Origin of the sequence: Phaeobacter sp. G2, assembly GCA_025163595.1 — a bacterium.
Taxonomy (GTDB): domain Bacteria; phylum Pseudomonadota; class Alphaproteobacteria; order Rhodobacterales; family Rhodobacteraceae; genus Pseudophaeobacter.
Genome location: CP104100.1, coordinates 3,647,534 through 3,666,539, shown reverse-complemented (window position 1 = coordinate 3,666,539; position 19,006 = coordinate 3,647,534). Strand labels below are relative to the sequence as shown.

General features: G+C 59.9%; 16 protein-coding genes. 5 read left to right on the top strand and 11 right to left on the bottom strand.

What is annotated here, in order from left to right; translation table 11 throughout:
* Window positions 1-291: 291 nt before the first annotated feature.
* The 3 genes from N1037_17405 (at window position 292) to N1037_17395 (ending at window position 2,292) form a co-directional block, all read left to right on the top strand.
* A complete protein-coding gene (locus tag N1037_17405) occupies window positions 292-786 on the top strand; it encodes a class I SAM-dependent methyltransferase (protein ID UWS79017.1) in 495 nt (164 codons plus the stop codon).
* A 100-nt stretch (window positions 787-886) separates the two neighbouring features.
* Window positions 887-1,516 carry a glutathione S-transferase gene (locus tag N1037_17400; GenBank protein ID UWS79016.1) on the top strand — a complete coding sequence of 210 codons (630 nt, stop codon included), beginning with the start codon at window positions 887-889 and terminating at the stop codon, window positions 1,514-1,516.
* Between the two features lie 110 nt (window positions 1,517-1,626).
* Entirely contained in the window at window positions 1,627-2,292 is a 666-nt protein-coding gene (locus N1037_17395) for a TetR/AcrR family transcriptional regulator (GenBank protein ID UWS79015.1), read from the top strand.
* 47 nt (window positions 2,293-2,339) lie between these two features.
* Here the strand turns inward: N1037_17395 and N1037_17390 are convergent, their stop codons facing one another.
* A complete protein-coding gene (locus N1037_17390; GenBank protein ID UWS79014.1) occupies window positions 2,340-5,762 on the bottom strand; it encodes an indolepyruvate ferredoxin oxidoreductase family protein in 3,423 nt (1,140 codons plus the stop codon).
* A 155-nt stretch (window positions 5,763-5,917) separates the two neighbouring features.
* Here N1037_17390 and N1037_17385 point away from each other — a divergent pair, with 155 nt between their 5' ends.
* Window positions 5,918-6,385 carry an Lrp/AsnC family transcriptional regulator gene (locus N1037_17385; protein ID UWS81392.1) on the top strand — a complete coding sequence of 156 codons (468 nt, stop codon included), beginning with the start codon at window positions 5,918-5,920 and terminating at the stop codon, window positions 6,383-6,385.
* A 54-nt stretch (window positions 6,386-6,439) separates the two neighbouring features.
* Here the strand turns inward: N1037_17385 and N1037_17380 are convergent, their stop codons facing one another.
* The gene (locus N1037_17380; protein UWS79013.1) at window positions 6,440-6,835 is read right to left on the bottom strand and encodes a DUF3307 domain-containing protein; all 396 of its coding nucleotides are present in this window, start codon (window positions 6,833-6,835) and stop codon (window positions 6,440-6,442) included.
* A gap of 259 nt (window positions 6,836-7,094) precedes the next feature.
* On the opposite strand from N1037_17380, the gene N1037_17375 reads away from it, so the two are divergent.
* Window positions 7,095-10,040, top strand: a complete 2,946-nt coding sequence (locus tag N1037_17375) for an ABC transporter transmembrane domain-containing protein (protein ID UWS79012.1) — start codon at window positions 7,095-7,097, stop codon at window positions 10,038-10,040.
* Between the two features lie 222 nt (window positions 10,041-10,262).
* Here the strand turns inward: N1037_17375 and N1037_17370 are convergent, their stop codons facing one another.
* The 9 genes from N1037_17370 to N1037_17330 all read right to left on the bottom strand — a co-directional run bounded on the left by N1037_17370 (window position 10,263) and on the right by N1037_17330 (window position 18,982).
* Window positions 10,263-10,550 (bottom strand): metalloregulator ArsR/SmtB family transcription factor, encoded by a 288-nt coding sequence (locus tag N1037_17370; protein UWS81391.1) that lies wholly within the window; start codon window positions 10,548-10,550, stop codon window positions 10,263-10,265.
* Between the two features lie 177 nt (window positions 10,551-10,727).
* Window positions 10,728-11,960: a mandelate racemase/muconate lactonizing enzyme family protein gene (locus tag N1037_17365; protein ID UWS79011.1), complete on the bottom strand. Its 1,233-nt coding sequence runs from the start codon at window positions 11,958-11,960 to the stop codon at window positions 10,728-10,730.
* A gap of 4 nt (window positions 11,961-11,964) precedes the next feature.
* Complete coding sequence (locus tag N1037_17360; protein ID UWS79010.1) at window positions 11,965-12,333, bottom strand: hypothetical protein; 369 nt, start codon at window positions 12,331-12,333, stop codon at window positions 11,965-11,967.
* Between the two features lie 14 nt (window positions 12,334-12,347).
* Window positions 12,348-13,448: a Zn-dependent alcohol dehydrogenase gene (locus N1037_17355; GenBank protein ID UWS79009.1), complete on the bottom strand. Its 1,101-nt coding sequence runs from the start codon at window positions 13,446-13,448 to the stop codon at window positions 12,348-12,350.
* 65 nt (window positions 13,449-13,513) lie between these two features.
* Entirely contained in the window at window positions 13,514-14,728 is a 1,215-nt protein-coding gene (locus N1037_17350) for a TCR/Tet family MFS transporter (protein ID UWS79008.1), read from the bottom strand.
* 76 nt (window positions 14,729-14,804) lie between these two features.
* Entirely contained in the window at window positions 14,805-16,142 is a 1,338-nt protein-coding gene (locus N1037_17345) for an adenylosuccinate lyase family protein (GenBank protein UWS79007.1), read from the bottom strand.
* A gap of 1 nt (window position 16,143) precedes the next feature.
* Complete coding sequence (locus N1037_17340) at window positions 16,144-16,854, bottom strand: alpha/beta fold hydrolase (protein ID UWS79006.1); 711 nt, start codon at window positions 16,852-16,854, stop codon at window positions 16,144-16,146.
* Window positions 16,847-17,638 (bottom strand): 3-oxoadipate enol-lactonase, encoded by a 792-nt coding sequence (gene pcaD, locus N1037_17335; GenBank protein UWS79005.1) that lies wholly within the window; start codon window positions 17,636-17,638, stop codon window positions 16,847-16,849. The genes N1037_17340 and pcaD overlap by 8 nt, the downstream gene beginning before the upstream one ends.
* A 114-nt stretch (window positions 17,639-17,752) precedes the next feature.
* Window positions 17,753-18,982: an endonuclease/exonuclease/phosphatase family protein gene (locus N1037_17330; GenBank protein UWS79004.1), complete on the bottom strand. Its 1,230-nt coding sequence runs from the start codon at window positions 18,980-18,982 to the stop codon at window positions 17,753-17,755.
* Window positions 18,983-19,006 lie beyond the last annotated feature (24 nt).

Sequence of the window (19,006 nt, the reverse complement as noted above, 5' to 3'; positions counted from 1 at the left end):
CCCTTGGTGATGTCGTGATCCGGTCATTATGTCCCGTCTTTCCCTGTTTTTTTGCGCTCACCTTCGCGCGGGGGTGGTGGTCTAGTCAAACCCCATTTGCCCTGGTGGGGTTTTGCAGAAACAAAATTGATGAAACGGCACCTGTGCGCCACAATTTGCTCTGGCGGCCTGAGCCTAGGCAGCAAGTGCTACACATTTGTTTCAGGATCTGACAAAGCAGGGCGGGACTAAGGCGCGGTGGCGCTGTACCAAAGCCATCCGACCTTGCAGGCATGCCAGAGGAGACCTGATATGAGCACCCGATTGGACCTTTTTATAGACCGCATGGTGTCGCAGCGCGCCTGTCTGGATTTTGGAATAGCCCAGACCGCTGATATGCAGGGGCCAGTGTTTGAGCTGGGGCTGGGCAATGGCCGCACCTATCACCACATGCAGCACAACATCAAAGGCCGCGATCTTTATGTGTTTGAACGTGCCGTGGCCTCGCATCCCGACAGCACCCCACCAGAAGAGCTGACCATCCTCGGTGATGTGCGTGAAACCCTGCCAGCAGCCTTGACCCGCTTTGGCGCTACTGCCAGCCTGATCCATGCGGATCTTGGCGGTCATAACCGGGCCAAGAATGACGCTTTTGCGCAGCTGATCTCGCCGCTGGTTGAACCTCTGCTGGCTGTCGGCGGGCTGATGGTCTCGTCTGACCGGATGTATTTTGAGGCGCTTACCGAAATGCCTCTGCCGCCCGAAGCCGTTGAGGGGCGCTGCTTTATCTATCGCCGCGACAGCTAAGAGCGGGATTTGTGGCGGGACGTTGGGTTACTCTGGCCCTCGCCCGCCAGCGCCGCCTAGGTTGGGGCCTGACCAAACCGGTGACCAGGGAGGCCAACCGATGATTTTTTATGATTGTTCCACCGCACCCAATCCGCGACGGGCGCGGATGTTTTTGGCGGAAAAGGGCCTTGCGCCGGAAAGCCACGATATCTCGATTGCCAAGGGAGAGCAGCTGAAACCAGAATTTCGCGCGGTGAACCCACGGGCGACCATTCCGGTACTGGTGACGGATACAGGCTGCGTTTTGACGGAAAACCTCGGCATTGCGGCCTATCTGGAAGCCCATACGCCGGAGCCTGCCCTGATGGGGCGCACGGCGGATGAAAAGGGCCTGGTGCTGATGTGGAATTCTATTGTCGAGCAGCAGGGCGGCATGCCCATCGCCGAGGCGCTGCGCAATACCCATCCGGCCTTTAGTGATCGCGCTATTCCTGGCCCCGACAATTACGCCCAGCTGCCGGAACTGGCAGAGCGCGGCTTGGCGCGGACCCAGGCCTTTTTTACTCTGTTGGAAGAGCGTTTGCGCGAGAGCCCTTATCTGGCCGGTGAGGCGTTCACCTTGGCAGATATTTCGGCCTTTGTGTTTGTTGAGTTTGCCCGTGTGATCCAGCAGCGGATCCCGGAAGAGAACACCGCCAGCCTGGCCTGGTACAAGGCAATCAAGGCACGTCCCAGCGCGCAGCTCTGACGTCCTCGGGGCAGGGGCGGGCATGACAGGTCTGGACAACATCCTGCGCCCGCCGCAGGATGGCGCAGCCCAATGCTGGATGGCTCCACCCCAGAAAAAGATGAGTTTTTATGCCACCAAAGCCGCTTTTGCACCGTGACAATCCCAGCGCCGAACCGCTGGTTGGTAATGTCAAAGTCACCCGGGACGACTGGCTCAATGTGGCGATGGATGTGCTGATCAGCGATGGGGTCGAGCAGGTCAAGGTGCTGGCCCTGGCTGAGCGGATGAAGGTGTCACGCTCCTCCTTTTATTGGTATTTCAAGTCCCGGCAGGATCTGTTGGATGCCTTGCTGAAAACCTGGGAACAGACCAATACCGCCGCGATGTTGGCCCGTGCCGAGGCCCCGGCAGAGGCCATCACGGGCGCGGTTCTGAACGTGTTTCACTGCATAGCCAATCCGGCCTTGTTCAACACCGCGCTGGATTTTGCAGTGCGGGACTGGGCGCGGCGATCTGGCAAGGTCCGCAGTCTGTTGGATCGCTCGGATGCGCGCCGGGTAGAGGCCTTGACGCAGATGTTTCTGCGCTACGGCTATGCGAGCCTGGAGGCCATGACCCGCGCCAAGGTGCTGTATTACATGCAGCTGGGCTATGACATGGCCGAACCCAACGAGAGCTACGCCCATAGGTTGGAAATGACGCCGCAGTATCTGAAGGTCTTTACTGGGCGTGAGCCCAGTGCGATTGAACTGGATGAATTTTCAGAGTTCACCCGCAAGCACTGGGATTTGTAACCCGGTTTGACCTAAAAGAAATGGCCCCGGTTGGGGCCATTTCTTATTCATAGCTTTTCGAGCAGGCGGGTGGCGTTGGCGCGGTGCTTATGGGCGGCCTCCAGCCGCACCGGACCATAGCCACGGATCTCCATCGGGGCCTCTAGGATCTGTAGGCAGTCCTGGTGCTTATCGCTGCTGTAACTGGCCGCGACCCTGTCCAGGGCTGCCTCGTACCAGGCCAGCAGGCTGCGATGCAGGCGGGCTTCCTCGTGGTAGCCAAAGGGGTTGAGCCGACTGGCGCGCAGCACCCTGGCGCGGCTCAGCACCGACAGGGCAGGGCGCAGCCAGGGGCCAAAGCTCTTTTTGAGCGGGCGGCCTCGAGCGTCTTTTTTGCGGCTCAGCAGGGGCGGGGCCAGGTGGTAGTTGACGCTGTAGTCACCTTCAAACTCCTGGGCGATCTGATCTTTGAAGCCGTCGCCGGTCATCAGGCGGGCGACCTCAAATTCATCTTTATAAGCCATCAGTTTGAACAATGACCGCGCGGCGGCCTCGGTGAGCTCCTCCTTGGCCTGCTCGGGCAGCTGGTTGCGAAAGCTGTCCAAAGTGCTGGTAAAGCGCTGGGCATAGGCGGCATCCTGATACCCCGTCAGGAAAACCGAGCGGCGCTCGATGATCTGGTCCAGTGTTTCGGTGCTCTCTGGGGCTTCGGCATAGAATTGCGCCACCAGCTGGGGATCCGTGGCCATGGCGCGGCCAATGGTAAAGGCAAGGCGGTTTTTGTCGATGGCCACGCCGTTCAGTTCGATCGCCTGATCCAGTGCCGTACCGCTGACTGGCACCAGCCCTTTTTGCCAGGCGAAGCCCAGCATCATTACATTGGCCAGAACCGCATCGCCCAACAGGGTCTCGGCGGCCTCGTTGGCGTTAAAGCCGCTGAGGTTTTCAGGACCCACTGCCGCTGCAATTTGTTGTTCACGCACCCCTGCCATCAGATCGGCGTCACGGCGCAGCACCAGATCCCCTGTGGGCATCTCGGCGCGGTTCAGCACAATCCGGGTGCCCGCGCGATAATGGGCCGAGGCCTTGGGGGCGGAGCTGACCACCACATCACAGCCAATCACCGCATCTGCGGCGGCCTGATCAATGCGCACCTGGTTCAAGCTGTCTGGGCTGGCAGAAAGGCGGATATAGCTGAGCACAGTGCCGAATTTCTGCGCAAAGCCGGTAAAGTCCAGAACGCTGGAGCCTTTGCCCTCCAGGTGTGCCGCCATGGTGATCAGCGCGCCGACCGTGACAACGCCGGTGCCGCCCACCCCGGTGACCAGCAGATCAAAGGGTGTCTCCAGCGCTGGCAACTCAGGCGCGGGCAGTTTTGCGGCCAGGGCATCGCGATCCAGTCCCGCAGGCAGTTTTTTGCGTCGGCTGCCGCCCTCAATGGTGACAAAGCTGGGGCAGAAACCGTTCAGGCAGGAGAAATCCTTGTTGCAGCTGGACAGGTTGATCTTACGCTTGCGGCCAAAGGCTGTTTCCTTGGGTTCAACGCTCAGGCAGTTGCTCTCAATCGAGCAATCGCCGCAGCCTTCGCAGACCAGATCATTGATAAAGGCGAACTTCTTGGGGTCTTCCATGGTGCCACGCTTGCGGCGGCGGCGTTTTTCGGTGGCGCAGGTCTGTTCGTAGATCAGGGTAGAAACCCCCTTGATCTCACGCAGCTCACGCTGGACCAGATCCATATCGGCGCGGTCATGGAAGGTGGTGCCGGCAGGAAAATCGCCGCGGTTGAATTTGTCGATATCATCAGAGACCAAGGCAATGCGCTGCACCCCTTCGGCGCGGCAGGTCTGGGCGATGCCGAGGACCGAGACCGGACCATCGACGGGCTGGCCGCCGGTCATGGCAACGGCGTCATTATAGAGGATCTTATAGGTGATATTGGTGCGCGCCGCGACCGCCTGTCGAATGGCAAGCGAGCCGGAGTGATACCAGGTGCCCTCGCCAAGGTTCTGGAAGATATGCTTGCCACCATTGTACTGCGAGGCCGCCGTCCAGGTGACGCCTTCGCCGCCCATCTGTGCATAGCCAGAGGTTTCGCGGTCCATCCAGCTGGCCATCACATGGCAGCCGATGCCGGATTTGGCCTCGCTGCCGGTCGGCAGTTTGGTTGAGGTGTTATGCGGACAGCCGGAGCAGAAATAGGGGGTGCGGTTGGCCCCGGGCACATTGATCAGCTTGGGTGGCTGGGCCAGCAGGGCAGCAGCCTTGGCGGGCAGGCCCTCATTTGGGAAAAAGCTGTCCAGACGTGCGGCAACGATGGGGGCCAGCATCAAGGGGCTCAGCTCGCCGGTCCAGGGGATCAGCGGCTCGCCTGCGCTGTCGTATTTGCCAACCATTTTGTTGGGTTTGTCACCGGGCCAGTCGTAGAAATACTCTTTGAATTGGCTCTCAATGATGCCGCGCTTTTCTTCGACCACCAGCACTTCGTCTTTGCCACGCATGAACCGCAGAGCTTCGGGGCGGGCGAGAGGCCAGACCATGCCAACTTTGTAGATGTCGATGCCCAGACGGCGACAGGCGGCTTCGTCCAGGCCAAGCAGGCGCAGGGCCTCCATCAGGTCCAGGTGCCCCTTGCCGGTGGTGACAAAGCCAAACTTGGCTGTTTCAACATCATAGATACGGCGGTCAATCGGGTTTGCCTCGGCAAAGGCGCGCACCGCCTTGATCTTGGCGCGGATGCGGGTCTCGATCTCGGGCGAGGGCAGGTCGGCGCGACGAATATGCAGCCCACCAGGGTAGTCTGGCAGCTCAGGGTAGGTAAAGCTGCGGTCCTGTTGCAGTTCAATCGAGCGGGCGCTTTCAACGGTTTCGGACACCGCCTTAAAGCCAACCCAGGTGCCAGAGTAGCGCGACAGGGCAAAGCCATACTCGCCGTAGGTGAGAAACTCGGAAACATCGGCCGGGTTCAGCACCGGCATGAACCAGGACATGAAGGCGACGTCGGATTGATGCGGCATGGAGGAGCTGACGCAGCCATGGTCATCACCTGCCACCACCAGCACACCGCCCTTAGTGGAGGAGCCATAGGCATTGCCATGTTTCAGCGCATCCCCCGAGCGATCAACGCCGGGGCCTTTGCCATACCACATGGAAAACACGCCCTCGACCTCGCAATGGGGATCCAAAATGGCCTGCTGCGCCCCCAGAACCGCCGTGGCACCAAGATCTTCGTTGACGGCAGGCATAAAGGTGACGCGGTTGTCTTCCATCCGCTGGCGCGAGCGCCAGAATTCCAGATCCACTGCACCCAGCGGCGACCCGCGATAGCCAGAGACAAACCCGGCGGTGTTCAGCCCGGCGCTGCGGTCTCGCCGCGCCTGATCCAGCATCACCCGCGCCAGAGCCTGGGTGCCGGTGAGGAACACTCGGCCTTTGGTCTGGTCGTAGCGGTCATCTAGTTTGTAGCTGCGGAAATCATGGCTCAGCTCGGTCATTCTGGTGATCCTTGCGGGTGGTATGGCTGGGAAATGTGCTCTTTGAGGCAGAATAATCCGTCTGAGGTGAAAAGATCTGTCTGAATTGTTGGTTTTTACCGGTGATTTGGATATATTGACCGAAACTTGGCCAATAAATGGATAGATTATCACTCATGCAGCTTATCGACGACCGTGACAGGCATATTTTGCGGCTCTTGCAGGAGGATTCTCGCATTTCCAATGCTGAGCTTTCTGAAAAGGTGGGCATGTCGGCTTCGGCTCTGTGGCGCAGGGTGCGCGCGCTAGAGGACACAGGCGTGATTGAGCGCTATGGCGCGGTGGTGAATGCCAGTGCTATGGGGCTGGATTTTCAGGCAATTGTGCATGTGCAGCTGACCCGCCATGACCCGGAAAAGCTGGCGGAGTTCATTCGTGCCGTCGAACAGAGCCCCTTGGTACAGGAATGCTATGCCACCACGGGCCAATCGGATTATCAAATGCGCGTCCTGGCGCCTGATTTGGAATCCTACAACCGGTTTCTTGAGGAGTTCCTGTTTCGCCTGCCTGCAGTTGCCAGCGCGCAGACCAATTTGGTTTTGCGCACCATCAAACGGGACCGCTCGGTGGTTTCACAGGGGTAGATGGGCAGAACAAGGGGGCTGGAAGGGGTCAGCTGGCAGGCGTCACTGGCTGGCTCACTGGCAGGCGACGCATTTCACCCAGGCGGCAGTCATGGCGAGATAGGTCAGCTGGTGCAGGCATTGATCCGTGCCCATGGCGCGCCAAAAAGACGCCTGCTGGGGGTTGAGCTCTTTCTTTTCGGAATAATGCGCCTTGCCGTAATCGATGTGAAAATGCACCACCCATTCCGCAACGCAGATCAGCAGGGTAAAGCCAACAGGTGCGCCCATCAGGACAAACACAACCACCGAAAACAGCGCATGAACCCCGGCGTGTTGCGCACGTCCTGCATGCAGGTATTCGTCCCGGCCGGATAACATTTTGGGTGTCTGCAAAAAGAAGTCGGCAAACAGATGTTTGATCTGCAACAGGCAGAGCAAAATCAATACGGATCCGACAAGTCCTGGCAAGACATTCCCCTGTACAAAATTCTCTGGAACCATACGGATTTTTTACCAGCTGGCAAATACTGTGTAGCAGGGATGCCGTAACGGGACAGTGACCTTCATCACAGGCGCAACATTTGCTCTGCCCATTGCCTGTCAGGTGCAAACCGCGCTAGGCATGAAGAACTGTTTTTGCTGCAGCCAAAGTTGGAGCTCTCCCATAGAACCGTCTCTCTTCCGTTTTATCTGGAAATATTCCAAACGCGACCAAGTTATCCTGCTGATGGTCACCGGCTGTTTGTTTCCGCTTTTGTATCTCACACTGGAACTGCCCAAACGGATCATCAATGATGCCATTGGCGCGCAGACTGACCGTATTGACCTGCTTGGCTACTCGATAGGAAAACTCGATTACCTGTGGATTCTCTGTGCCGGTTTCCTGATTGCCGTGCTGCTGCACGGATTGCTGAAAATGCGCATCAATACCATGAAGGGTGTACTGGCTGAACGCATGCTGCGACGGTTTCGCTACAGGCTGATCGCGCGGGTTCTGCGCTTTCCTCAGCCCTATTTTGAGCGGGTAAGCCAGGGTGAACTGGTGTCGATGATTACCTCCGAGAGCGAGCCGATGGGGGGCTTGATGGGGGATGCGGTCAGCCAACCTGTGTTGCAGGCCGGACAGATGCTGACAATTCTGTTTTTCCTTTTCACCCAAAGCCCCTGGTTCGGGTTGGCGGCAGTGGCGCTAATCCCGCTGCAGGGCTGGCTGATCCCGATGTTGCAACGCCAGATCAACCTGCTGAACAAGACCCGGATTCATCAGGTACGGGCGCTGGCCTCTGAGATCGGTGAAAGTGCCGCTGGCGCTGCGACGCTGCGCATCAATGGGGGCTGGCGCTACCGGATGGCGGTGATCACCGACCGGCTGGGCCGTCTCTATGACATTCGGTTCCAGATCTATCAGAAAAAATTCTTCATGAAGTTCCTCAACAACTTCATCACCAATCTGACCCCATTCTTCTTTTACTCCGTGGGGGGCTATCTGGTGCTGCAGGGGGAGGTCTCCCTTGGGGCGCTGGTGGCAGCCCTGGCGGCCTACAAAGACCTTGCCTCCCCCTGGAAAGAGCTGTTGGCCTATTACAACCAGACCCAGGATATGGCCCTGCGCTGGGATGTGATTCTGGAGCGGTTTGCCCCGTCGGGCATGGTGCGCGAAGAGCTGATGTCCGGCGAACCGGATGAATTTGTCCGGCTCAATAGCGATGTTACGCTCAATTCGGTCAATGTGCGGGATGCAGATGGGAATTTGGTACTGGAAGACCTGAATGCAACCCTACCGGCGGGGCGGGTCATTGGCATTGCGGCCCCCTCAGAAGAGGACCGACGGGCCATGGCCGCGTTGTTGACCCGTGAAGTTTTGCCGTCTGCCGGACAGGTGACCGTCGCAGGCCAGGATATGCGGGATCTGCATCAGGCGGTACTGGCGCTGCGCGTCGGCCACGTGACGTCCCGCCCGGTACTGTTTCAGGGCTCCTTTGGCGATAACGTGATGATGCCAATGCGCCAACGCCCCAAGGGCAGCGCCCATGATACCGGGCGCTTTCGGGCCGCGCAGCTGGCAGGCAATAGCGCAGATGCCTTTGATGCTCCCTGGCTGGATCCGGAACTGGCGGGGTTTGCGACCGAGCATGATCTGCGCGACTGGTGGGTTCAGCTTCTGGCCGGCATCGGTACCGACAGCGCCCTATTTCGGCGTGGGATGGAACAGAAATTTGATGCCATCCAACACCCGCGCTTGGCGCAGTCTCTGGTTGATCTGCGGCCCAAGGTGCGTGCAGCCATCGCAAAGTCGGAACTGGGCGCGCAGGTACATGGCCTGGCCCCGGATGCCTATAACCCCGCCTTGCCAGTGGTTGAAAACTTGCTCTACGCGACGCTGAGCGAGCCTATCTCCGAGGAAATGCTGAGCCAGCACGTCGATTTCCTCGACCGTCTGCGAGAACTGCAACTGGTCGATGATCTGGTTGCCCTGACACAGGACGTCGTGGACATCCTGCGGCAGATTTTTGGCATGGATGGCACGGATCACCCCCTATTTCGCAAGCTGGGACTTGATCCCAAGGCCTATGAACGGGCTTCTGCCCTGGTTGACAAGACCCGCAGCAAGGGCACCGAGGCGCTGGAACAGGACGAGCTGGCGCAATTGATGATCGTGCCCTTCAGCATTTCGGCTGAACAGATCGGCCCGGCCTTCACGGATGAAATGAAGGCCCGGATCCTCGCCTTTCGCAAAAGCCACGCGGATGAACTGTTGGGGACCTTGTCTGATGTTTTTGTGCGCCTAGACGAGGCAAGCTTTGCCCCGGGCCTGACGGTTCTGGAAAACGCTCTCTTTGGCAAGATTTCCGACAGCTCCGGCGCGCGTGGGGATGAGTTGCGGCGGTTGGTGTCGCAGGTTCTGGTCGAAAACGGCGCCCGTGACATGGTGGTAGAGCTGATCTTTGATTTGCCCATTGCACTGGGCGGCCAGGGGCTGCCTTCCAGCTATGCGGAACCCCTGGCCTTTGCCAGGGCCACGATCAAGCGACCGGATATCCTGCTGTTGGATTCGGCTTTCTCCAGCTATGATCTGGACACCCGGATTGCGGTGCATAAGAACCTGCGCCGCCTGTTGCCCGATACCACGCTTGTTTATCTCGAGTCGGCGTTTGATCGCGTGGATGTGTTTGACGCCTTCTATGAGTTGCGTCAGGGCAGGCTGGTCAGTGATGACCCGGACCATCATGTGGTCGAAGACAGTGCCGCCAGCCAGGATCTGGCGCGCAAGCTCCGGGCATTGGAGGAGACAGAGCTGTTTTCTGGCCTGAACCGGCGGCAGCTGCGGTTATTGGCCTTTGGTGCACGCTGGTATTCAGCCCAGGCCGGGGATGCGGTTTTCCTGAAGAACGATGTCGCCAGTGATGGTGTCTACATGATTACCGAGGGCCAGGCCGGCCTGTTCCTGCCACAAGAGGGGCACGAGGATCATAAGGTCACTTCGGTTGGGCCGGGTAAGTTGGTGGGGGAATTAGGTCTCATCCGCAAAGAACCGCGGGCACTGAGCATGATTGCGGAAACCGAACTCACCTGTTTGCGGATCGGTGAAGAAGAATTCCTGGCCGTGGTCGAAAATGATGCCAATACGGCCTTCAAACTGCTGCAGGTGGTCTCCGGCTACGTTGGAAACTGATTTCTGGTCCCTCCCATGTCCTTGGCGCCTTAACGGGCTGATGTAGGCCGAAGACAGGGGGGAAGACAGGGGGAGGGTGGATAGGGCCAAGAAGGACAGGTGCATGACTGGACGAAACCTGTTTCTGCAGACGCTTACAGGCAGGGAAACGCCTCCAGAAAAACGCTCCCAGAAAAAAGTCGGCTGAAAAAAGCCTGGCGATAGCCGGTAGCTGGTGCGGGTTTAGCTGTCGGGGCTGCAGAACTGCCGGTAAAGCAGGGCAATGAGCTCTTGCGTGTTTTGGTCCTTGAGCGAGTAGAAAATGGTTTTCCCCTCTCGCCGCGTTTGCACCAGCCCCTCATCACGCAGCCGCGCCAACATCTGGCTGACAGCGGCCTGGCGCATATCCAGCAGGGACTCCAGGGTGCCTACGGATTTTTCGCCGGCACCGAGATGGCAAAGAATCATCAGCCGTCCTTCATGGGCCAGCGTCTTGAGAAAGCCTGCCGCCTCGGCAGCGCGTTCTGCCATGTTGATGGGCGCTTCCGGGTGTAATTCTGTTTCGACCGTCTCTGCTGAGGTGGCTGAGTCAAGGAGAGGCTCTGGGGTCTGAAGGGTCACGTATCCAACATCCTGCACTGGTTGATGGGCGCATAATGCCCCACATCCCATAGCAAAGTCACCCCCTGCAATGACGTCTGTCGTGGGTTAGGTCTCTAGTGGCGGAGCGCCGCCGGCAAAACTGTTGCCATTTTGATAGTCGCAGGGCTCTTCGCGCATGTTGAGATGCAGATCAGTGCCGGTAAAGGGGTGCGCACGAGCGAGAGCCTCATCAACCTGAATTCCAAGTCCAGGGGCATCAGGCACGGTGATGAAGCCGTCCTCCACCCGGATGCTGCCTTGGATCAGCGCGTCGTGAAATGGCGTTTCGATGCATTCAGCCATCAGGATGTTTGGGATCGAGGCGGCCAGTTGGATATTGGCGGCCCATTCCACCGGCCCGGCATAGAGGTGCGGCGCCATCTGCGCATTAAACACCTCGGCCAGGGCTGCCACCTTTTTCATCTCCCAGATGCCGCCAGCCCGGCCCAGGGCAGGCTGCAGGATTTCGGCAGCCCCCGCGCGTAAGACGGCAGCAAATTCGGATTTGGTGGTCAATCGCTCCCCGGTGGCAACAGGAATTCGTACCGAGCGGGCGACACGGGCCATATCGTCGATCGTGTCCGGCGGGGTGGGCTCCTCGAACCAGAGTGGTGAATAGGGTTCCAGGGCCTGGCCTAGGCGGATAGCCCCACCAGTGCTGAATTGCCCATGGGTGCCAAACAGCAGATCCGCCTTGTCGCCCACCGCGCCGCGGATGGCCTTGCAGAAGGCGACGGACAGCGAGATATCCTGCATGGCGGGCATATGACCGCCGCGTATGGTATAGGGGCCTGCCGGGTCGAACTTGATGGCTGTATAGCCCTGACGCACCATTTCGGCTGCGGATTCAGCGGCCAGCTCCGGCGAGGTCCAGAATTCAGCGATGTCGTGATGCGCCAGAGGATAGAGATAGGTATAGGCACGGATACGATCATTCATGCGCCCACCGATGAGCGCATGCACCGGCCGGTCACGGTCTTTGCCCAGAATGTCCCAGCAGGCAATCTCGAGCCCTGAAAAGGCCCCCATCACCGTCAGATCCGGGCGCTGGGTAAAGCCCGAAGAATAGACACGGCGGAACATCAGTTCGATGTTTTCCGGGTTTTCCCCGGCCATGTGGCGCTGAAATACATCTTCGATCACCGGTTTCATGGCCTCGGGACCAATGGTGGAGGCATAGCATTCGCCCCAGCCAGTTATGCCGGTATCAGTGGTCACTTTGACCAGAATCCAATACCGTCCGCCCCAGCCAGGTGCAGGTGGGGCGGTGACGATGATCTCAAGATCTTGTAGTTTCATGCCGCTATTTCCCCTCCCAGAGATCGAGCTGTTTCATTTCGTTTTCAATTTCCGCAATGACCTGCGCAGAGCTGAAAAAATAGATGTCGGGTGCGGCAAGATCATCCATGAAGATTTCGATCTCAAGCTGCATTGGGGCGCCATCAAAATCCCCGTCAATGCGCCAACGGCGGCTATTGTCCACCGCTATCTCAGGCAGCGCGCCTATGATGGCCGTGTCAAAATCCGCTGGCAGGGCAAAGCGCGGGTTTTCCGCCAGCCTGATCAAAAAGGGACCGACCTCAGCCGCGTCGAAATTCATCGAGGCCTCAGAGGTGATCGGCGCTGCCACAGGCGGTTTTGGTTTGAACAGGTCGAGCAGAAAATTCAGCACCGGGGCGCTCCGTTTTAGTTGGTTTTGTTAAACAGAATCACATTCCGCTTGGCGCTTCCGGTCTTGGTATCGGCGATGGCCTCGTTGATTTGCTCCAGGCTCCAGCGCCCGGAAATCAGCTCGTCTAGTTTCAGGCGGCCCTGCTCGTAGAGGTCTACCATCCAGGGGATATCGCGCTGAATAACCACGTCGCCCATTTTTGACCCTATAATGCCGTGTCCAACGGCGGCCATGATCACAGGCTCATAGGTCGCCTCTTGGCCGGAATGCGGCATGCCGATCACCACCACCTTACCACCAGAGCCCAGATAGCGCAGGGACTGTTCGTAGGCGGGAATGGCGCCAACCGTGACCAGCACCACGTCGGCACCTTTGCCACCCAGCGCCTTGAAGACCGCTTTCCAGGGGGCTTTCAGGCTGCCAAGCACACCGTCGGTGGCGCCAAATTCCTTGGCGATTTCCAGTTTTTCTTTGGTCATGTCGACCGCAACAATGCGGCGGGCTCCTGCAATGCGCGCGCCCTGGATGGCGTTCAGTCCGACACCGCCAGCGCCAATGACAACCACATCCTGCCCGGCGCGCAGCCCGGCGGCGTTCACTGCGGCGCCAACGCCTGTGATCACCCCGCAAGAAATCAGCGCGGCAGCTTCTTTGCTGAGGCTCTTGGGGATTTTGACGATCTGGCGCTGGTCCACGACCACCTTTTCGGCAAAGGCACCACAGGCCATGGCCTGCATCAACGGGGCGCCCTCTGCAGTTTTCAGAGGCCCATCGTTGAGGGCGTCATAGGGGGTTTCGCAGAGGGTGGGTTTGCCGCCTGCGCAGCAGGGGCAGGTGCCACAAGAGCGGATCAGGGTGACAACGACGCTGTCGCCTTCGGCAAAACCGCTGACGCCGTCACCCAGTCCGGTGATGATGCCGGCGGCCTCATGGCCAAAGACGGCGGGCAGATGACCACCCCAGGCGCCTTCGGCAAAGGATATGTCGCTATGGCAGATGGCGACGGCCTCCAAGGTAACCTCGACCTCGCCCATACGTGGCGCGGCCAATTGAATGTCTTCGATCACCAAGGGGTCCCCATGGCTATGGCAGACGGCTGCTTTGATGGTTTGCATGGTGTTCTCCCTGCTGTTTGAACCCAAGGTGGCCCGCTGGCCGAGTGGTCGCAAGGTGGAAACCGTCAGCTTGTGCCGTTTTCCGCCACGACAGGTCGGCTGCGTAGGAAAACCAAGGCGCCAATGGCCATCAAGACAAGAGCCAGCAGGAAGGGGGCGCCGGGCAGATAGTAACTGGTCTCGCTGTTTGAGAAGAGCGCAAAAGTCGAAGCCATCATCATCGGGGAGACAATCATCGACAGTGCGTGAACCGCTGTCATCACCCCCTGCAGTTCGCCCTGCTGATTGTCCGCAACCACCCGGGACATCATCCCCTGCAGAGCAGGTTGCACCACGGCCCCCAAAGCCGCGATTGGGATCAGCATCAGGGCCAGCGTGCCGCTGCCGATCACCGCAAGCACTCCAAAGGCGATAAAGTCAAAGACCTGCCCCCACAGGACTGTGCGGCGTTCCCCAAACCAGCGCACCATATAGCGCAGCAATCCCCCCTGAACCAAGGCCATGCAGATGCCATAGATTGCCAGTGAAATCCCAATCATCCGGGGCTGCCAGGCAAATTGTTCGGCGGCAAAATAGGACCAGATTGCCGGGTAAACATAGATCGCCACGGAGTAGAGGAAATACACCCAAAGCAAACCAGTGATGCCGGGAATGCGGGCCAGGGCGCGAAAGGCGCCCAGCGGGTTGGCGCGCCGCCAGTCAAAGGCGCGGCGGCTCGCATCGGTGACGGTTTCGCGCATGACAAACCAGCCCAAGGCAAAATTCAGCCCAGCCAGGACGGCGGCGGCATAAAACGGCGCCCGGGTTCCCAGCTCTCCCAGCAGCCCGCCAATCAGTGGCCCCATCACAAAGCCGGCTCCAAAGGCGGCACCAAGCAGGCCAAAATTGGCGGCTTTTTCTGTGGGCTTGGAGATATCGGCGATATAGGCTCCTGCAGTGGCATGGGTTGCAGCAGTGATGCCGCCAATGATGCGCCCCACCAGCAACAGCCACAGCGATCCAGCCAGGGCCATCACCAGATAGTCCAGCGCCATGACAAAGAGTGAGACAAGCAGCACGGGTCGTCGCCCCAATGCATCCGACAGAGAGCCAAGCACCGGGCTGAACAGGAATTGCATCACCGCAAAAACCGTACTCAGGATGCTGCCCCAGATTGCCGCCTCGGCCAGGCTGCCGCCCTGAACCTCCAGCAGCAGATTGGGCATGATTGGCATGATCAGCCCGACACCCATGGCGTCGATCATCACAGTAGTCAGGACAAAGAACAAAGGCAGGCGCATCAGGGGGGTCTTTACTGGCGGGGAGATCAGGCGATGGCGTCTGGAGTACCTGTCGGCGCCAGCGCCTGATCTTGGTTTAGCTGGCCGTCAGTTCCGCGACTTTTGTGCTGAAACGCAAGGCTTCCGTCGGGGCGGCTCCGAGCTGCGCGACCGGATCAAACAGCGTCTGCACGTCGAGCTGGGGAAAGTCGCGCGCCACCAGCCTACGCAGCGGCGTATCACTGGCACCGGCTTCGCGACACAGGGTTTTGACCACAGCCTGCGCCTCTGGGCGCGGCATTTCGGCGGCCAGGGCAAAGCTCAGCGTCTCGGCATGGATCATGTCCAGGCCCGCGCCCAGGGCCGTGTTCATTGCCGCTGCATTGGGCGTTATCCCGGCGCAGAGATCGCGGGCAGTGCGGGCGGCGCTGGCGGCACCCAAAACGATCTGCGGCAGGCACAGCCACTCGCTGAACCAGGCAGCCCCATCGCGTTGATGCTGATGCAGGGCGCTGCCATGTAGGATCGACAGCAGCCCGGTGCCTTGGCGCGCCAGGGCAACCAGGGCGGAGGGGGCGACCGGGTTTTGTTTCTGCGGCATGGTGGAGGAGGCCCCGGCCCCGCCCAGCGAGATTTCACTGATGCCGGTTTGCACCAGGGCGATACAGTCTTCGCCCAGTTTTCCCAGCGCCAGATTGACCCGCACCATCCAGTCCATCAGCCGCAAAACGGATGTCCGATCCGTGTGCCAACTGGCCTCAGGATCAGTGAGCCCCAGCGCCTTGGCCATTTCGGCGCGGACTTCGCCTGCTTTTGGACCCAAGGCGCCGGAAGTCCCAGCCGCGCCAGAGAGAGAGATCAGCAGGCAATCGCGGCGCAGGGGGGGCAGCTCGTCAACCAGCGCCAGCAGCGGTGCGCCCCAGGTGGCGACAACAGCGCCAAAACTGGTGGGGGTGGCATGTTGGCCATAGGTGCGGGCGGCCATTGGCAGGCTGGCATGGGTCTGGGCCAGCTTGGCCAGTGCGTCCAGCGCCAGTTTCAGATCATCCTCGATCAGCGCTAGGGCCTGGCGCAGCCGCAGCATCAGGGCGCTGTCCATGATGTCCTGCGAGGTGGCGCCCCAATGCACATATTGCGCGTGCTCTGGTGCGTTCATTTCGGCGCGAAAGGCTGCAATCAGGCCAGGCACGGGCACGCCGTTTTGCCCTGTGGGCTTGCGCAGGGTGCCGGGATCCAGGGCCACCTCCATGACGGCGCGGCCAATGGCGGCGGCGCTGTCCTGCGGGATCACCCCGGCTGCCCCCTGGGCGCGGGCCAGCGCGCCCTCGACCAACAACATGGCGCGGGCCTCTGCCGTATCGGTAAACAGGCGTCCCACATCACCAGAGGTAAAGAGGTCGCCATAGATCTGGCTGTCAAAGACGGATCCCGCCATTTCAGAAGTCCTTTGCGATTTGCCCGATGAGCGCTGCCAGACCCTGTGGGTCGGCAAAAAAGGGCGAATGAGAGCACTGCATCTCGTGTACTGTGTTGCGCGGCCAATCCGCCACCATCTGCGCCTGATACTCGGGCGGGATGGTCTGATCATTGGTGCAGCGAATATAGGCCTTGGGCGTATTCTGCGAGGCATCCGTCAGCTCTAGCGGCGTCTCCTGGGGCAGAATCGGCTGGGCGCAGAGCCGGGGCAGCGCATAGGCCACGGCCTCGGCGGGGCAGTCCTGGTAAAACAGGCGCGGGGCCTCGGCCGGATCAATTGTATAGCTGGCGCCATTTGGGTGTTTGATCGCGGCAGAGCCAATGGTCTGACGTGGTCCTGCCTTGCGCATGTCGATCAGCGACTGGCCGGAGACGGGCACATAGGCACAGAGATAGATCAAACCGCGTAGCGCCTTTGGCGCGATCTCAGCCGCAGCAGTGATTGGATACCCGGCCCAGGAATGACCCAGAACAATGGTCTCGGGCGAGGTCGCTGCGACGATGGCCTCGGCTGTTTCCTGCAGGGTCACGGTGGCAGGGTCGCGGCCATCGTCGTGGCCGGGCAGGGTGATGGCACGGGCGGTGTGGCCCTGGGCCTCAAGGGCAGGGATGACGTCGCGCCAGCACCAGGCACCATGGCAGGATCCGTGGATCAGCAGGAAATCAGTCAATGTGTCCGGTCTCTTTCAGGAACTGGGTTAGGCGGTCGGCATATTCATCTGGTTGTTCAACACAGGGGATATGGCCCGCGCGGCGGATCAGGTGGAACTGGCTGCCGGGAATAAGATCGACGGTTTCGCGCACCAGATCCGGCGGTGTGGCGCCATCCTCGGCCCCGGCAAAGCCCAGACAGGGCAGGCGCAATCCGCTGGTCGGAGTATAAAAATCAGTACCGGCAATGGCGGCGCAGCAGCCGGCATAGCCCGCCCGCGATTGTTGCACCAGCATGTTGCGCCATAGCTGTAGCTCCGGCGTGGCGCGGAAGTCGCGGGCAAACCAGCGCTCCATCACATTGTCAGCCAGAGGTTCGATGCCCTGATCAGTGACCGCTTTGACCCGGTCCTGCCACATCTCGGCGGTGCCGATCTTGGCGGCGGTGTTCGACAAGACCAGCGCGCGCACCATGTCCAGACGTTTGACCGCCAGCCCCTGGGCGATCATGCCGCCAATGGACAGCCCGACAAAGACACAGTCGCGGACCTGCAGATGATCCAGCAGGCGCTCGGCATCGCGCACCAAGGCCCCCATGGAATAGGGGGCAGGAGGACAAGACGACAGCCCATGGCCGCGTTTGTCATAACGGATCACTTTCAGCCCGGCAGGCAGGCGTTCCACCACCGCGTCCCAGACCCGCAGATCTGTGCCAAGGGAATTGGCAAAAACGAGAGGCGCGCCGTCAGGGTCGCCATCAATGCGGTAGTGAAGCTGGACATCACCGAGGTCTGCGATTTGCATGCGGTCTTCTCCGGTAGGGGTGGCGGCTATCTACCAAAGACGCGGGGGCGGGGTAAAGCCCGGCTTTGCTGCCCGTTTCCTCCTGCGGGCCAAGCCTGCGGCAGGACTGAGCTGTTATCGCACAGTAGCGGGCTCGTCAGTGTCAGGCCCATCGCGCAGCTCCATATGTGCCATGATCTGACCATGGTCCGAGGCGAGTTTGTTATAGGGGGCCTCTGGGTGGCTGCCATCGGTCAGGTGATCGTTGAACACACTGTAATAAAGCATCTGCCCCTTGGCGCCTGACCAGGTGGGATCAAAGTGGCGCGACATGTAAATCTGGTCGATGCTTTCATGCACGCCGCCAAAGGCCGTGGTATAGACCACATCCCTGAGCGAGCGTTTGAGAAAGACCTTTTCGGCCGAGCGCAGGCGCACCCTGTCCACCGCCTCTTGGATTTGCATGTTCTCCGATCGGCTGTAGCGGTCATTGGCGTGCTTGGCATCATGGCGCAGCATCCAGGAGTAATTGCGAAAAGGCACCTCCCCCGAGATGATTTCACTACTGACCGCATGTTCGCCATCGTTGAAATCGCCCAGAACCATCACCGGGCGGTCCTGCTCCAACTCGTCCAGAATGGCCCGGCGCAGAACCCAGGCTTCGCCCATGCGACGCAGGGCCGCGCGCAGCGCCCCCAGGGCCCGGCCTGCCGGGTCATAGGCGGTCAAAACGGTTTCCGGAGCCTGTGCCGCGCCGGGTGGGGTGATGAATTCGCCCAGTTTGGATTTCAGATGGCAGTTGAAGACGGTGACAACCTGACCGTTGATCGGAATACGCGCCTTGAGGATCGGCCGCGACAGGCAGCGCAGGGTGTAATGGCCCGCCTCTTCCTCGCCGCCGAGATGAGACATGGGGATATCCAGCGGCGGGTCCAGCTCTTGGATTACCTCTGGGGTGCCAACAAAGCCAAAGCGCGACAGGATCGCCAGACCGGGGCGGCGCTGGCCGGGCTTGCCGGTGTCATTGGCATTGGGGGCAAAGGCGAGGCCCGTATCGCCGTAGGGACCATAGGCCAATTTGCGAAAAATGGCCTTGCGATGATAACGTTTTGAGCGATCCGGAACCGTGGCAGCATTGGCCTGAATACCGCGGGCATCAGCCTCGGCAATCACCTCGCGCAGGGGCTCTTCTTCAAAAATTTCCTGAAAGCCAACAATATCGGCATCCAGTGTCAGGATCTGATCGGCCATCCAGTCCGACTTCCACGCGTATTCCTCGGGGGTGTAGCTTTGGAAGCGGTAGTATTCCTTGTCCTGACCAATCAGATTTTTGACGTTGAAAGAGGCGATGGTGAAACGGCTCATGGCGAACTCCGTCAGAGGGATAGC

Coding starts and splice junctions, on each gene's coding strand:
- N1037_17405 (UWS79017.1), top strand. CDS start 292: ATGAGCACCCGATTGGACCTTTTTATAGACCGCATGGTGTCGCAGCGC.
- N1037_17390 (UWS79014.1), bottom strand. CDS start 5,762: ATGACCGAGCTGAGCCATGATTTCCGCAGCTACAAACTAGATGACCGC.
- N1037_17350 (UWS79008.1), bottom strand. CDS start 14,728: ATGCGCCTGCCTTTGTTCTTTGTCCTGACTACTGTGATGATCGACGCC.
- N1037_17370 (UWS81391.1), bottom strand. CDS start 10,550: ATGGCAGAACGCGCTGCCGAGGCGGCAGGCTTTCTCAAGACGCTGGCC.
- N1037_17385 (UWS81392.1), top strand. CDS start 5,918: ATGCAGCTTATCGACGACCGTGACAGGCATATTTTGCGGCTCTTGCAG.
- N1037_17400 (UWS79016.1), top strand. CDS start 887: ATGATTTTTTATGATTGTTCCACCGCACCCAATCCGCGACGGGCGCGG.
- N1037_17365 (UWS79011.1), bottom strand. CDS start 11,960: ATGAAACTACAAGATCTTGAGATCATCGTCACCGCCCCACCTGCACCT.
- N1037_17330 (UWS79004.1), bottom strand. CDS start 18,982: ATGAGCCGTTTCACCATCGCCTCTTTCAACGTCAAAAATCTGATTGGT.
- pcaD (UWS79005.1), bottom strand. CDS start 17,638: ATGCAAATCGCAGACCTCGGTGATGTCCAGCTTCACTACCGCATTGAT.
- N1037_17345 (UWS79007.1), bottom strand. CDS start 16,142: ATGGCGGGATCCGTCTTTGACAGCCAGATCTATGGCGACCTCTTTACC.
- N1037_17375 (UWS79012.1), top strand. CDS start 7,095: ATGGTCACCGGCTGTTTGTTTCCGCTTTTGTATCTCACACTGGAACTG.
- N1037_17355 (UWS79009.1), bottom strand. CDS start 13,448: ATGCAAACCATCAAAGCAGCCGTCTGCCATAGCCATGGGGACCCCTTG.
- N1037_17395 (UWS79015.1), top strand. CDS start 1,627: ATGCCACCAAAGCCGCTTTTGCACCGTGACAATCCCAGCGCCGAACCG.